The organism is Pseudoalteromonas piscicida, assembly GCF_002744175.1.
Lineage (GTDB): Bacteria > Pseudomonadota > Gammaproteobacteria > Enterobacterales > Alteromonadaceae > Pseudoalteromonas > Pseudoalteromonas piscicida_B.
On record NZ_NKHF01000096.1, the window covers coordinates 27,508 to 43,740 of the forward strand.

Sequence of the window (16,233 nt, forward strand, 5' to 3'; positions counted from 1 at the left end):
TTAACCCAAGTCAAAATTTGCAGCAGCGATAGTCGATTTATTGTGTTTTACTGCCGCGCTTTTTAGTAGTACAGGCAACATAAATAATGTTGCAAAAGAACTGGCTATCACCCCAAATGCTAAAGACACCGCCATTGGGATCACCATGTGTGCTTGTAAATCTGTCTCAAACATTAACGGCAATAGGCCGATAAATGTCGTCAACGACGTTAAGGTAATGGCCATAAAACGCTGACTAGCCACTTGCACAATGCGACTACCCGGTTTTGAATGGGCCACCAACAAAATCAAGGCGTCATTGACCGCAACACCAAGTGCTGCAATCACGCCAAATAGCGACATCACGCTCATACCTAGTCCCATTATCCAATGCCCAAATACGGCACCAACGAAGCAAAATGGCAGGACACTCAAAATCAATAGGGGTTTTTTATAGGAGCGCAGTGGAATGGCCAATAATGCGTAAATACCAAAAAGCGATAATAGGAATAGCACCGCTTGACGAGACATTCTGCCTTGTTGCTCTTTGAGCTCACCGTTTAGGTTAAATGTCAGTCCCGGAAACTCAGCTGATAGCTCAGCGAGAATGCTCTGCTCTAACAAATCAGAGATATCATCTGGATCCGCTAGCAGCGGGTCCACTGAGGCCATTAAGACAACATTTTGCCTGCCGTTATCGGAGCGAATTTCAGTGGGCGCCTGGATCAACTGATAGTTGGCTACGTCCGTAAACAACAATTCAGTCCCATCATCTAGGTGAATGTATATGTTATCGAGCTGGTGTAGTTGAGCACGATAGTCTTGCGGATACTTGAGCATCACCTTAACTTCAAAGCTATCTCTTAGTACTCGCTGTACCTCAATACCATAAATTGCAGTGGTAACCTGAGACATCAACATCTCTGGTGTGAGACCTAGGTTCTGTCCCATTTCATTTAATGCTAACCGAACCTCTATATCCATGTTGCTTTGACTGTTTGTCACATCATAAACCGCAGACAAGGCGTTTAGCTTATGCTCTAGTTGCTTAGCGGCAGCATCGACTTGCAAAGGGGCTTCCCCCACTACATTGATCTGAATATCTCGCGATTCAGGGTCGCCATCTAGTGTTTCTTGGATCCGGTACTCTTTTAACCCTGGCATATTGGGAAGCGCTTGCCTCCAAAGCTTTGCCAATGCAAAAGTGTCTAATTTTCTCGCCTCATCATCTACCAACTTAACGTATAACTCCGCATTTTGCGGACCATCAAGGATCACCGCAGTGTGGGCCACCATACCTTGGCCATATTGTGAAGCCAGCGACTTATCAACATCTAACACGGTTTGTTCAAAAGCTCGTATCGCCTCTACCGTCATGGCTTCGGAGGCTGTACTTTCCATCCGAAGTTGAATTGAAGGGAAATCATGAGGAACTCGGGCATCTCCAATCCACTTTACATGACCACCTGAGAGCATACCCATTGCAACCATAAATAACGCCAAAAACGCACTGACCACAGGCCAACGTTTTGGTAGCAAAGCTCGCAAAACCGGTTCGTATACGCCACGAATAAACGATTGCATACCAACCGCAATGGTGTGGCGTAATTTATCGATCACAGGAGTCACCCGCTTTTTTGGACCTATCGCAGCAAGGTGAGCCGGTAAGATCAATTTAGATTCGATGATTGAAAACAACATAGCGAACACCACAACGAACCCAATACTGCGAAACAACTCTCTTGATTCTCCTTCTACAAACAGCAGCGGTAAAAATGCAGTAACGGTGGTGAGTACGCCAAATACCGTCGCGACCGACACTTTTTCAACTCCTTTTATTACGCTGGCGTGTTGATAGCCTGCGCTCTCACATTCGTGATAGACACTTTCAGACACCACGATGGCGTCGTCTACTACGATCCCCAACACCAAAATAAAGCCAAACATGCTCATTAAATTAAGCGTTACCGATACACTTTCCATGGGCAGCAGCATCATAGTGCCAAGATAGCTAATGGGGATCCCAGCCATTACCCACATGGCAATACGAGGACGTAAAAATAAACTCAAGACCACAAAAACTAACAAGGCACCGGCAAGCAGGTTTTCCATCATCATGTCCAAGCGACCTTCAACATAGTAATTAAAGTCGAGCCAAGCGGTCGCCGTTAAGCCAGCTTCTAATGACGCTGAATGCGTAGCTAGATAGCGTTTAACCGCCTCTGATACGACCGCGATATCTTGCTCTGGGGCGGCACTGATTTGGAAAATACGAGCCGGTTTACCATCAAAGCTTGCAAAAAAAGCCCCATCCGCCAAGGTGTCGTTTACAGTGGCAACTTCTCCAAGCAGCACCGTGGCACCGCTGGGTAAAGTAAGTACTGGGATCGTCGCAAATTCACCTGAGCGGTATGCCTGATTCTCCATTCGCACTGTGATTTCACCCTGTTCATTGCGGATAAAACCACCCGTTTGATTTATTGAATAAGCATTGATCCGTTCGCTCAATTGCGTCATGGTTAGGCCGTAACGCCTTAGTGCATCAGGGTCTACTTCAATACTGACCTCAAAATCGCGACCACTGTCATGATCAACATATTGCACCTCAGGTAACAGCAAGAGTTCCCGTTGTAGCTTGGCTGCCGCCATTTTGAGATTTTTTTGATCTGCACTGCCGTACAAGGCTAAAAACATAACAGTATGGCGCGGCGGTATATATTCAATCACAGGACGTTCAATGCCGCTGGGGAGTGTTGATAACGCGTCAATTTCACGCTTCACACGGGCTAACAATTGTTGCGCATCACTATCGTCACTCAAGGTCAAACGAACTCGGGCCAACTCTTTGTTGCTGAGCCCCACCATTCGGCGTACCTCAGGTAACCCTTGCAGTGCATTCTCTATTTTTTCGGTCACCCCAATTTTTACTTCAGCTGCCGATGCTCCTGGATACTCAACGATGATCTCAATTTGCTGATTGGGCTCAAGTGGCAATAACTGCTTATTAATAGACAAAAACGATAACGCGCCGCCAATCAATAAAAACAACATCAGTAAATTGACGGCGATAGGGTTTTTAATAAACCAAGCAATCACGTTGCGAAGCATCACTGCATCTCCTTGTTCGGTGTAGCCGTCTGCACCCACTGATCACCTGATGAGGTTTGTCTGACTTCAACTTGCATCCCAACAACTGGGTTTTGCAATGGAGTCACTATCAAGCGATCACCCGCTTCCAACCCAGCCGAAATTAATGCCTGATCTTCATAGAAGTTTTTAACGGTTAATTGCCTTTGATGTAAACGGCCTTCGCCATCTACAACCCACGCACTGCCTTGACGTAAAAATCGAGCTGGGATCGCTGTGTGACGGACGCTCTGCTCAAGCTCTATCTTTGCTATTACATAATCACCAAATCGCAGCGCATCTAGGTCTGAATGTAAGGCTAACGGATCCATAACACGTACCACCACGTGATTTACCGCATGTTCGCCCGTGGTGTTTTCAATACGTACAATTTCGCCATAGCGTTTTTTACTCAGCGATGAAGTAAGTTCAACTCGCTTTCCAATGAGCGATGGTGCACGCTTTAGCTGAGCAACGCTTAGCGGTAGTCGGATCTGTGCGATATCTGTGCTCATTAACTGCCCTAACACGTCTCCTTGTTCGACATATTGACCCAGCCCCACCGAGCGCGTGGCAACAACGGCATTAAATGGTGCTCTAATCACCGTTTTGTTTAAGTCTCTTTGGGCAATCAGCAAGTCTGCCTTAGCAGCTTCAATGTTTGCCAGCTCTCTGGCTAGTTGCGGCTTATAAAGCGCTAGATCGGAAGGTGTTTGACCTGTGACACCTCGCCACTCTTGCTCTGCGACCTTGGCTTGCGCTTCGATCAAAGTGTACTCAGCTTGAGTGCGGCTCAGTTCAGCTTTTGCTTTTAACAGTGCGGCATGATAACTGTGCTGTTCAATACTGAGCAACGCGCCTTGATTGCTGACCAAGTCGCCGTCGTTAAACTCGGCAGCCACTTCTTCGATCCGACCACTCACCTCCGCCGCCAGCTGAGTGTGATACAAAGGTTCAACTCGACCTCGAGTCGTTAGGGTGATCGGTGCTTCCACTTCTTGCACTGTGATGGCACTTACGACGGGCAGCTGTTGCTGTGGTTCAACGACATCCGGCTCATCTTGGGCGCTTAGTCCAACGAAAGCGACCACACCAAAAACCAAAATTGCACCTGACAAGGCAACCGTTTTCAGCTTATTCATGGTGCGCCTCCAGCAGTAATACCGACAGCGCTTGTAATTGATTAAGTAACGCAGGGATCCGCGCGCGAGCCTCGTGAACTGAACCAAGTACGGTGTCGGAACCTTGCTCCGAACGACCACAGACATACTCTTGGTGACGCCATAAAAGATATAACTGACGTAAGAACGCCTCAGCATAAAACGCAGCTTTTGGTACATGCTGGGTGATGCAGGTTTGCAAAAACCCTTCCCCTAATGGCGCTAAGTTCGCGACCCAAGCTTGCTCATCCTGCTGTGTCATGTTGTCGCCTAGAAGGAGCGGCCAAAAGTATGCACAGTTAAGCCAAAAGTGCGCTAAAAACCGCAGTCCTGAATCGATAGACACTTGCGGGTCCATTACCGCAAGTTGTCCATTGTGCTGTAACACCAAATTTTCTGGATGAATATCTTCATTTACCAACGTCAGTGGCCATTCATGTAACGCTTGCAGCTCATAACTCAGCGTTAGCGCTTCAATTAATGCCGCCGCTTCTGCTTCTACGCTTATTTCTTTAATAAGATTGATAAAGCGTTGTTTTTCAAATTGATACTGAAGCTGCTGTGCGGTTTCATTTTGGCCCTGTAAACCGCCTTCAGTGGTCAAAAGTAACTTGCCCATACCGTCACAAGGCGCTGGCTTTTTATAAGCGCTGAGTAAAGCTCGCGCCAACGTACAACCTGCCTGATGAGCTTGCTCAGAAGTAAAATCGGCAAAGGCCACAGCCTGTTCTAATTTTGACTCTATAACCCAAAATTGACCGTCTAACTGGCCACTTTGATAGCACTGAGGAACTGCCAACTCACTACCTGCAAGCGCTTGATAAAACAATTGCGTGCCTTTATATTCTCCGGCAATCAACGACGCTGAATGGCTCTCTACTTCGCCATATGGAAACCGCTTTCTAAACTTAACCACCATTGCGGGCTGTTGTGGCCATGTCACTTCATAAGCAACGTGAATGTCCCCGTTTCCAAGCTCTTGGTACTGCATTCCTTCATGGCTTGCAAACTGAGCAGCAATGAGGTGATTAAGCTGAGTTTGACGACGTGCTGATAACATTAGATACCTCCTGCTTTAACGGCTTTATCCAATGCGGGATAGCTAGTTTTTAAAAAGTCACTCGCTTGTTCGGCTTCCAAGCGCATAAAGGTTTTAAAATGCGGCAATAAATACAGGCAAGGTGCAACCACTAATGCAACAGCTCCTAACGCCAATAATGTGGTTGAAAAGCCCACTTGATCCACACTTATCCCGACCGCAGACATGCTGACAGGCTCAATCCCTTTACCCATAAATCCAAGTGTTGCGCCGATTCTTGAGCGCAGAATATCTGGCACGGAAGCCATCACTTGCGAAGACAGAACCACGTTTGCCCATACAGTCGCCAAACCAATTAGCGTCAATGAAACAAGTACTTGGTAAATGTGAATGTTAAATGCCATGGAGCCGATACACACACCTAGGAGTAAAAATGCAAATAGCATAATGCGGTCTAACGACACTTTTTGGGCAATAAAACCGAACAACACCACACCTAAAATACTGCCGACTGCCAGTCCTGACTCAAGCAAGCCCACGTACCAAGCTGGCAATTGCTCCACTTCTTTCACTAGGTAAGGAACCAGTACTTCCAATGGCGCAACGGTGAAATTGATAAACATGACAATCAATGACAAACCAAGCAGTATACGTACTTGAAACACCACTCTGAATCCCTCTAATACTGCATTCCACCAAGTTTTCACTCCCATCACACCACTGCTCTCGCTGGCTTTTGTGTTAGCGCGGATCAGCAGTGAGCAAATCATCGCCACCAAGAAAGTCGCCGTATTGACCCAAAACGCCACCATCACACCAAACACAGATACTAATGCGCCGCCGAGCAGGCCACCAACGATCCCCGCCATCGCGTTGATACCCTCTGTTTTATTGATGGCCTCTTTGAGTAACGCTTTATCGACTAGCTGAGCAACAATACTGCGAGACGAGCTGCTAAAGAGCGCCCCAGCGGTGGTGTTCACAGTGAACAAGGCAACTAGCAGTGCTTTATCAAAGTGATCAAACATCACACAGGCCGCCAAAGCGACAAACACGATCGCGCGAATTATGTCACTCAAGGCAATCACATGCTTACGGCTGTAACGGTCTCCGATGGGACCAAATAGTGGGGTTAGGACAACCCCTATCGCCATAGGAATGGCCAACATAGTGCCCATCACGGCAGCTGATCCGGTTTTTTCTAGGATCCACCAACCTAACGCCAGCATGCCCACGGCATCACCAACCAATGAGAGGCTTTGTCCCAATCGGTAAATCCAAAAGTCTCTACCTAATCCTTGCTTTTTTGTGGTGCTTTTTTGCTCGTCCATTATTCTTCCTCAGTCAGTACTGCTGCACTTTTTTCTTGATTGTTAAGTTCAGTTACACAGGGTAAAAATCCACGTTCCATCAGTCTTTGGATGTAACGGTTTACCGTACCTGCGCTAATTTCTGGTAGGCTGTGATGCTGCTTTTGTAACGTTTCACAGAGCAAGTCGTTATTAAAACGAAGCTGCTTATTGACCTCTGCTTCTTCCTCTTGCGCCTGCAACATACGATATAGCGGACGCTGCTGCGCTTCTGTCAGCATCTGGGTTACCCGTTTCGCCCAAAGTGTGTCATCGAGAATTTGCAGTGGATAACCTAATGCTCTGGCTTGCTCGGCTAGGTCGTGGAAGGTCAATAAATTATGTGGTACTAAGTGATATACCGAGCCTGCAGGTGCATGTTCAGCCAATGCATGAGTGATAGCGCAAGCTTGGTCAACCGGTAACATATCAACATACAATCCTGCCGCTGAACGAGGATAAGCTGACACTTGAATACAACCTTTGACCAATGCCCAAATCGCATCTTTTTCATTGCATTGCCCGCTTTCTTGAGGACCGGTAATGTTACCTGCTCGCAAGACAAGCGTATCAAATCCACGTGCTTTAGCCTGCCAGATCAACTGCTCTGCCGCCCACTTACTGTGCCCATATCCAGAACTAAATTCGCCAGTTAACAGTTCAGGTTGCTCGGTAACTTGGGTTTCGCCCACATAAGCCGTGTTGGAGTAGACTGAAATGGAAGAGGCGAAAATAAGCCGCTTTTTCGGCCCTTGAGCGGCCAATTGCAAGCAAGTTGTTACGCTATCAATATTTGCAGCGCGCAATGACTCAACACCATAGAAATGGTTAACAGAAGCTGCCAGATGGTATATTTTGCTTACCTGTTGGCTTAATGCCTCGAACGCCTCTAACGGCAGACCAAATAAAGGTTCACAGATATCACCGATGATGACCTTGATCCGCGAGCTGGCGATCTGTAGCGGCAATCCATAATGCCTAGCAGTTTGATACAACCTTTGCCTTGCGGCACTTTCGTCTTCCGCTCGAACTAAGCAATATAAAGTGCTATTACTCGAATCTAGCAATTGCTGCAGCAGGTGGATCCCCCAAAACCCAGTACACCCAGTGATAAAAGCAGCGTCAACCTGAACATCGGTATTATTAGGTTGCAGTGTTTCACTCAGAGTGAGCGCGAGTTCAGTTTCATTCTTTTGCTCAGATTGCGTTGTAACAAATTGACTCAATTGACTGGCCGTAGGAGCTTGCAAGAACTGATCGAGTGTTAAGCTGGTACCGAGTTTACTGTTGATGTCTTTCAACACACTCACTAACAGTAGAGAGTCACCACCTAGACTAAAGTAGTCGTCCTCCACGGTAAGGTCATCACGGTCAAAGTAGGATGAAAAGACACTTAGGATCTGTGCTTCAGGGCTGAGTCCATGGGCTTGAGGTTCAGGCTCTGGCGTGACAGAAGCAGCAACTTCCGTATGGCTTAAGCGTTTTTCTCCCCACCAATAGGTTTTACGTTCAAACGGATAGGTTGGCATTACTTGACGTTGATAAGCGCCTTCTCCCAACATGACGTCCCAATTAGGTTCAACTCCGCACGTCCATAGTTGAGCTACCGCTCGCAGCAACGACTGCTGTTCATGACCAAGCTGTTTTGCATTGCCAATGGTTGCCGCACCATAATGATAATCTTGTCGCTTCAATAACTGTGTGAACAGCTGCCCAGGACCTACTTCTACGCAAATATACTGCTGTGATTTAAGCAAGGCTAAACCATCAGCGAACTTCACAGTATGCCTTACATGCTCACTCCAATACTGGGGCGTTGCAGCTGTTGCGAAATCGACCCACTCGCCGCTTCTATTTGAAATCCAAGGCGTACTAGGTTGAGTAAACTTAAGTGTCGTCAAATAACGCTCAAATTCACTTAACATGGGAGCCATTTGTTGACTATGATAAGCATGAGAAGTCTTTAGGCGTTTTGGCGAAAGTCCTTCTTCAGATAGGATTAACTCGGCTTCCTGAATTGCCTCAAAACTGCCCGCTATAACACAGGTGTCGTGACTGTTTTCAACGGCTAACTCAACACCACTTGGCATCAAATCCGCTATACTTTGCCAACTTTTCGAGACACTTAGCATCGCTCCTGTGGGCATGCTATCCATTAATCTCGCCCGTTCAATAACGGCACCAAGGGCATCTTCTAGCGACAATAACCCACTAAGACAAGCCGCGACCCACTCTCCTAGACTATGCCCAAGATAAGCATCAGCCTGAATACCATAATAAGCCAGCAGCTTAGCTAAACTGTATTCCACAGCAAACAATACTGGCTGAGTGTTTTTGGTGATGGCCAGCTGAGCGTCATCACTGTGTAATAGCTGAATAATGTCTACACCGCGATTTAACGCATAGGCTGCGACTTGGTCTAAGTGACGACGATATTCAGGCTCACTGCGATATAACGCCATCCCCATTTGTACAAATTGGGTTCCTTGCCCTGGGAAGATAAACGCCACTTTGGCTTGGTGTTGCGCTTGATGCTCACCAACCTGTCCGTACACTTCGCCTTGATGCAATAACACTGCACGCCTCAGCGGATAACGCTCGCGACCATGTACCATGGTTTTTACGCAATCTCGAGACAGATTGCCTCGGCGCTCAGCTTCCGCCAAAACGGCTTGGTTATAATCGCTCAACGATTTCGTTGATTTTGCGCTCAGTGGTACAAAACTCCACGGATTAAGCTGCGCTGTTGCTTGCGTTTTAGCAGGCATATTCTGCAGCACCACGTGGGCATTGGTGCCACCAATACCAAACGAGCTAACTCCCGCCAATAGCGTTTCTTGCTGATTTAACGCAACCGCTTGCTGGTTTACTCTCAGTGGACTGGTCTGCATTGCAAAGGCAGGATTGGGCTGTTCAAAATGTGGCATCGGTGGAATAACGCCTTTATCCAATACCAGTGCCGCTTTGATGACTCCCGCGATCCCCGCAGCCGCATCCAAGTGGCCATAATTCGTTTTTAGCGACCCCACATAGGTTTGCTGCGCCGTCGCACCAAGCTCTTCATAGGCGCGACTCAACGCATTGAGCTCAATTGGATCCCCCAACTTGGTGGCTGTTCCATGTGCTTCTACAAATTTAACTTGCTCAACAGGTAAGTCAGCGGCAGTCATGGCTTCAATTACCAATTCTGCCTGTGCATTTTCGCTGGGCGCGGTATAACCGACCTTCTCATTGCCATCATTATTTAGGGCTGTGGAACGGATCACCGCAATTATGTTGTCACCATCTTCAAGGGCCTCTTTGGTGCGTTTGAGCACCACCGCAGCAACGCCACTGCCGGTCAAAGTACCTGACGCTTTTTCATCAAATGGCCGGCAAATTCCATCTTGCGAAAAGATAGCGCCTTCTATGTATTGGTAGCCCTTTTCATCTCCTAACTGAAGCGAACTGCCCCCCACCAGCGCCATATCACAATGGAAGCTTTCAAGGTGTTGCACCGCCACAGACAAAGCGGTAAGCGAAGTTGAGCAGGCCGTTGCCAGCGTCATTGCTGGCCCCCGGAGGTTTAAATGCCACGCTACGCGAGTTGCTAGTTGGTCTGGCAAGCTACCAGAAAACAAGCTCATGGCGTTGTGACTGTCGACATGATGGATCACATTTTCAATAAAGTATTGGCTTGGACTGACTCCCGCAAATACGCCAACCTTGCCGTCGACTTGGCTCGGTGCATATCCGGCGTGTTCCATAGCGGTTTGGCACACTTCCAAAAAGCAACGTTGTTGCGGGTCAATCATGGCCGCTTCACGAGCCGACAAATTATATAAATTAGCATCAAAGTCAGCGGCGCCCTCTAAATTCAGTGTTACTGGCACCCAATCCTTTGGCAATTGCGCTTGCTCTTCTGCGCTCAGTTGATGCACTGTCATGCCACTTTGACCTGCACATAAGGTTTGCCAAAAGGCATCGATATTTTCAGCTTTAGGAAAACGTCCAGCCATACCTATGATGGCAATACTGTCTTCCAATTCTTCTGCCAGCTCAGTTATTGTTGTTGGTTCGCTTAGCATGTTTCTTTCCCTCTACGTTGACGTTGACGCGCTTGGCGTCGTTTATTACCAGCTTGACTACCTAGCTTGGGCTTAGCTGCAACTGTCTCATCACTTAACCAGCTGGCTTGTGCCGAAATTGTGGTGTGTTTGAATAAGGCCAATAGTTCAACTTCTTTTTCGAATGCTTGATTTATCGCCGCTTGTAATCGCGTGGCGAGAATCGATTGACCTCCAACATCAAAGAAATTGTCGGTTACTCCAAAGTCGCTATGACCCAAAATCTCCTGCCAGAGTGTCATTAAGGTTTGTTGTACCTGACCACTCGCCTGTTGCCTTGGGCCAGAACTCACTACCTCAGCAGCGGGTAAGGCTGAGCGCTTGATCTTACCGTTGACGTCGGTGGGTAAAGCTGCAAGTTCACACCACAACTGAGGCACCATGTAACTCGGTACTAGTGATTGCAATTGCGCTTTTACTTGTGCGGCTGGAGCTGTGGTTACAATATATGCAGCGAGCGCTGTGACAGTTTCGCCTTCGTATTGCGGCACCACCGCGGCTTGGCTTACTTCGGCTAAGTTGCACAGTACCGCTTCAACTTCTTCAAGCTCAACACGGTGACCACGCAGCTTTATCTGATTATCGGCACGGCCAATAAACACCAAGTTACCGTCGCCGTCATAGCGCACGAGGTCGCCAGAGTTATACAAACGGCCATGGCTTGGATGCGTGGTAAACCGCGCGGCTGTCACGTCTGGCTTGCGCCAATAACCTAACCCCACACATGGACCGCCGATGTATAGCGTACCAACAGCCCCAGGTGGCACTGGTTGTAATTGGTCATCCAATACAAACAACTTACTGCCTGGGCGTGGGACCCCCATGTGCGGTTTGCGATTGCGACTAATATCAAAATCCCCCAATGACACACCTACCCCCGTTTCACTCGGGCCGTAGGCATTAATAATGCGGCGCGTTGGTGCACTCCAAGATTGCAACAGTGCATAGGAAGGCGCTTCACCTGCAGTTAAAATGGTGTGCAGTGCTGGATACGCATGAACAGGAGTATTGGCTAATACCGATGGGAATAGGATGGCAAAATTTACCTGCATGGTTTCAAGGGTTTGGGCCAAAGCAATGCCCGGCATAACAGCCATTTTGTCAGCTAACAGTAAAGTTGCACCATTCATTAACGCCGCCCAAAACTCTAATACGGCAGAGTCGAAGGCGATGGAAGCAAATTGCAACACCCGAGTACCAACTTGAATATCCAGTAAATTATCTGAATTACGGGCAAAGCCCATGACTGCACTATGCTGTAACAATGTGCCTTTAGGACGCCCAGTAGTACCCGAGGTATAGATCACATAAGCCAGTTGGTCGCAACGAACCTTGATTTGAGGATTTGTCCGCTCTACAGACGCGATAATATGCTCAAAGTCATCCAAAAATAAGCATTCCCCTTGCACTGCCTGAGCAGTTTCTTGGGTACACAGCAACAAGTCAGCATCACTGTCTGATAAAATATAATCTCTACGTTCGGCTGGTAACTCAGGGTCTAACCCAATGTAAGCAGCACCCGCTTTCAACACAGCAAGGGCAGCAATCACACTGAGTTCATTACGCGGCAAGCACAGCGCCACCCTCGAACCTACTTGCACGCCTCTAGCTAATAGAACACGTGCTAAGCCATTGGCTTTTTCGTCGAGCATGCGATATGTCAGCGAGGTGCCATTTAACACCTCAACAGCAACGGCATCGGGATAAGCTTCTGCGCGGCGTTCAAACTCTCCGTGTAAGGTAGCGGTTTGCGGCCACTGACCATCAACTTGACTCCAATGACTAAGTTTTTGCTGTTGCTTAGGAGAAACTACACTTAGCTCATTGATAGGCATTGCTAACCAACTCGACAGTTGCGTTAATGCATATTCATAACTACCAATTAAGCTATCAATCAGTCCGGCTTCAAACAAATCAACATCATACTCAAGTTGGATCACCATGCCGTCGTCGCTATGCTGAACAAACCAGCATAAGTCGAGTTTTACACTCTCAGGTTCACTTTCAACTGGAGTGATAGTTAACCCGTCTAATGTGACCGAATCCGAAGGCAAGTTGTGCAACGAGAAAGTGATCTGAAACAGTGGATTCATCCCAGCTAAGCGGTCGGGTGCAACAGCTTCAACAATTTGGCTCAGTGGTATGGTTTGATGATCTAGCGCATCAAATGCACTGTCACGCACCTGTGACAAGAATTGCTGGAGCGTCTGCTGAGGATCCAACTGACCGCGCAGTGGTAACGTATTCACAAACAAACCAACCGTGCGTTCAAACGCCACGTCATCTCGTCCTGACACAGGGAAACCTGTCACTAAGTCCGTTTCTCCGGTGAATTTATGCTGTACCAACTGCCAAGCTGCAAGCAGTAACATAAAGCTAGACATGCCTTGAGATTGTGCCAGTTGGGTCAAATCGTCAGTGACATCCTGAGTTAATACCACCTCTCGTCTTGCGCCTTGTTGACGGCTCAACTCTCGCTCCATTTGTAGCGGCAATTGGTGACTTTGCGGTGCAGCAGCCAAATGACCTCGCCACCAGTCTAAGCCTTCTTCAAGCTGCGTTTGCGGCAATGCCTGATACTGCCAGTAGTCTGAGCCACTGATCATGGTTGTGTTTTTGGCTTGGTATAAAGCCATAAACTCTTCAGCTAAAATGGTCAGTGACCAACCATCGGCGATTAAATGCGAGACCACAAATTGTAAGCACGCCTGCGCACCTTTGGTCAGCAATACCACTTTAAATAACGTATCTCCATCAAAGCTGAAGGGTTCTGCACCAAGTTGTTGCGCATGTTCGATTAGTGATTCATCTGGCCCTAAATTGATGACTTCAAAGGGCACAGGCGCGGTCGCTTCACGAGCATGCTGCCAAAGACCTTGGGTGTCTTGTTTTAGATACACACGTAAGGCTTTGTGACCCTGCCAAAGCGCAGTAACCGCGTGCTCGATACGAGCAAGGTCATAGGTTCCCTCAATCAATAACGCCAGCGGCATGTTGTAAGCACTCTTATCACCTAGCAAGCTCTGTGCAATCCAAAAGCTTTGCTGCATCAAAGTCGCGGCTTGACGTTCCACCTGAGGTAACTCTGCCAACTCGGTTTTTTCTTGCGTAAGCGGTTCGTCAGGGCCAACCAAAGCAGCCAGTTCGCGAACGGTTGCCATTTGGAAAAAGTCACGCATGGCAATTTTGTAATTGAACTGCTTTTGTAAGCGCGATATGACACGAGTTGCTAACAGTGAGTGTCCACCAATTTCAAAGAAGTTGTCGTCTCGGTAAACCACTTCTAAGTCGAGTAATTCAGCAAATACTTGGGCGACAAACTGCTCAGAGTTGGTTTGTGGCAATTCGCCCTCTCGAGCTTGCAATGCAGCCTTAGGTTCAGGCAATGCACGGCGGTCGACCTTGCCGTTGGCAGTCAGAGGGAAAGCTTCCATCATCACAAAATAAGCAGGCACCATATATTCAGGAAGACGCTGTTGTAACGCGGCTCGAAGTTGCTGTTCACTCGCGCGACCTTGACTGTCCATGATATACGCCACCAAAGCGGTATCTCCCTGAGGCTCTTTGTGCGCCATGACCAGCGCTTCATCGACGCTTGACATGTCACTTAGCAAGGCCTCGATTTCACCAAGCTCAATTCTAAAACCACGAATTTTTACTTGGTTATCGCAACGGCCGAGGTATTCCAAGTCGCCATCAACCGTTACCCGTGCCAAATCACCCGAGCGGTAGAGGCGATCTCCATTGACAGTGATAAAGCGATCTGCGGTTTGCTCTGGGAGGTTGAGATACCCACGAGCCAGACCAGCACCTGCAACATAGATCTCTCCTGCTACGCCCACAGGCACTAAGTGTTGATGTTCATCTAAAATCAAAATATCAAGATCGGCTATACCATCACCAATTAAGCTGGCAGTGGCTGTCTGCTCAAGCACATCACTAGCTTGAATGCGACGATGGGTTGCATGTACTGTGATCTCGGTGATCCCATACATATTGATAATTTCAATGTCATCTTGATAACGCTCAAACCAGCCTCGAAGCGCCGTAAAATCGATTTCCTCCCCCCCAAGTACCACGCGGCGCACTGGCAGTTGCTGACTACTTTGTAGGTTTTCTCGAACCACTTGTAAAAATGCCGATGGAGTTTGGCTTAACTGAGTGACGCCTTGCTCACACAATAGTTGATGGAACGCTTCGCTGTTGCGTGTTGTTTCATAAGGCACCACCACCAATTTGCCACCATGTAATAATGCCCCCCAGATCTCCCATACCGAGAAATCAAAAGTGCATGATGAGAACAGACTCCACACATCGTTTTCAGTAATTGGGATCCGTGTAGCGGTTGCATCAAACAGACGCACCACATTGCGGTGCTCTAGTAGCACGCCCTTAGGCGTCCCGGTAGAACCTGAGGTATAAATTACATAGGTTAAATCCTCAGGTTGACAACGCACCGGCGGGTTGTCGCTGTTGTGGCTAGACATCATGGTCATCGCCGTATCGAGATACTCGACCGTGCTAAATTGCCCGCTGTACTGGACATCACCAATAACCAACGTAAGGTCAGCATCATTAACAATATAATCAATACGCTGCTGCGGATGTGTTGGGTCTAGCGGCACATAAGCACCACCGGCCTTCATTACACCTAAGATAGCAATCAACATATTGATTGAGCGATCTACACAGACACCCACTAAACTCCCCGCTGTAACGCCTCGTTCAATTAACTGCCAAGCAATACGGTTAGCTTGTTGATTGAGCATTTGATAGCGGATTGATTGTCCTTCACACACAATCGCAATGTGTTGCGGATATTGCGCAGCGATCCGTTCGAATCGGGCATGGGTCGTTTCATCGCACATAAAGTCCTGACGTGGTCGCTGGTAAAGCTCACACACCTTACTCGCCACCTCATCACTAAGTAGTGGTAAGCTATCAAGCTGTGCCGTTGGCTGCGCCAACATGCGCGTTAATATCGCGGTAAAGTTAGACATCATGTCAGCAATTGTGCTTTCATCGAATAAGGCACTGCTATATTCCATTGTCAGCCATGTCCCCTCAGATTGAGGCGTAACATTGAGCAGCAAGTCGTACTTAGCTACGTCCAATTGTGGGTCGATGGCGCTTACCTCAAGACCATCAAGCTCCAAGCCGTCATAGGCTAAGTCTTGATAGGACAGTACCGCTTGGAATACAGGCGTGCGGCTAGTATCTCTAACCTTTACGACCTCTTGCACAATGCGCTCAAATGGAACTTGTTGATTCGCCATCGCCGCTGCCAATTGACGTTGTACAAGAACCAGCAGTTGCTCGAAGCTCTGCTGCGCATCGAATTGCAACCGCAGTGGCAGCATATTGACGAAGAAACCCACTAATTGCTCAAGTTGCGTCGTCGCTCGGCCCGCCACTGGAGTACCAATAACAATGTCGTCTTGGCCGGAATAACGTCTTAACACAGTGGCAAAGGT

General features: G+C 48.0%; 6 protein-coding genes (1 of these 6 only partly in view). All 6 read right to left on the reverse strand.

Translation table 11 applies throughout. The features are described from left to right. Tightly spaced (each overlapping or abutting the next), the 6 genes in view from CEX98_RS19100 to CEX98_RS19120 form a layout consistent with a single transcriptional unit that may run on beyond the window. Complete coding sequence (locus tag CEX98_RS19100) at nucleotides 1-3,087, reverse strand: efflux RND transporter permease subunit (protein ID WP_099643594.1); 3,087 nt, start codon at nucleotides 3,085-3,087, stop codon at nucleotides 1-3. Next, entirely contained in the window at nucleotides 3,087-4,247 is a 1,161-nt protein-coding gene (locus tag CEX98_RS19105; protein ID WP_172439805.1) for an efflux RND transporter periplasmic adaptor subunit, read from the reverse strand. The genes CEX98_RS19100 and CEX98_RS19105 overlap by 1 nt, the downstream gene beginning before the upstream one ends. After that, complete coding sequence (locus tag CEX98_RS22935) at nucleotides 4,240-5,325, reverse strand: hypothetical protein (protein WP_172439806.1); 1,086 nt, start codon at nucleotides 5,323-5,325, stop codon at nucleotides 4,240-4,242. Before CEX98_RS22935 ends, CEX98_RS19105 begins: the two co-directional genes overlap by 8 nt. Continuing rightward, nucleotides 5,325-6,635, reverse strand: a complete 1,311-nt coding sequence (locus tag CEX98_RS19110; protein WP_099643596.1) for an MFS transporter — start codon at nucleotides 6,633-6,635, stop codon at nucleotides 5,325-5,327. The genes CEX98_RS22935 and CEX98_RS19110 overlap by 1 nt, the downstream gene beginning before the upstream one ends. Beyond that, the gene (locus CEX98_RS19115) at nucleotides 6,635-10,720 is read right to left on the reverse strand and encodes a type I polyketide synthase (protein WP_099643597.1); all 4,086 of its coding nucleotides are present in this window, start codon (nucleotides 10,718-10,720) and stop codon (nucleotides 6,635-6,637) included. The genes CEX98_RS19110 and CEX98_RS19115 overlap by 1 nt, the downstream gene beginning before the upstream one ends. Continuing rightward, nucleotides 10,714-16,233, reverse strand: partial view of a non-ribosomal peptide synthetase gene (locus CEX98_RS19120; RefSeq protein ID WP_099643598.1) — the 3' end only. Its footprint extends 15,642 nt past the window's final position; only the last 5,520 of its 21,162 coding nucleotides appear in the window; its start codon lies beyond the right edge, outside the window; it ends in the stop codon at nucleotides 10,714-10,716. Before CEX98_RS19120 ends, CEX98_RS19115 begins: the two co-directional genes overlap by 7 nt.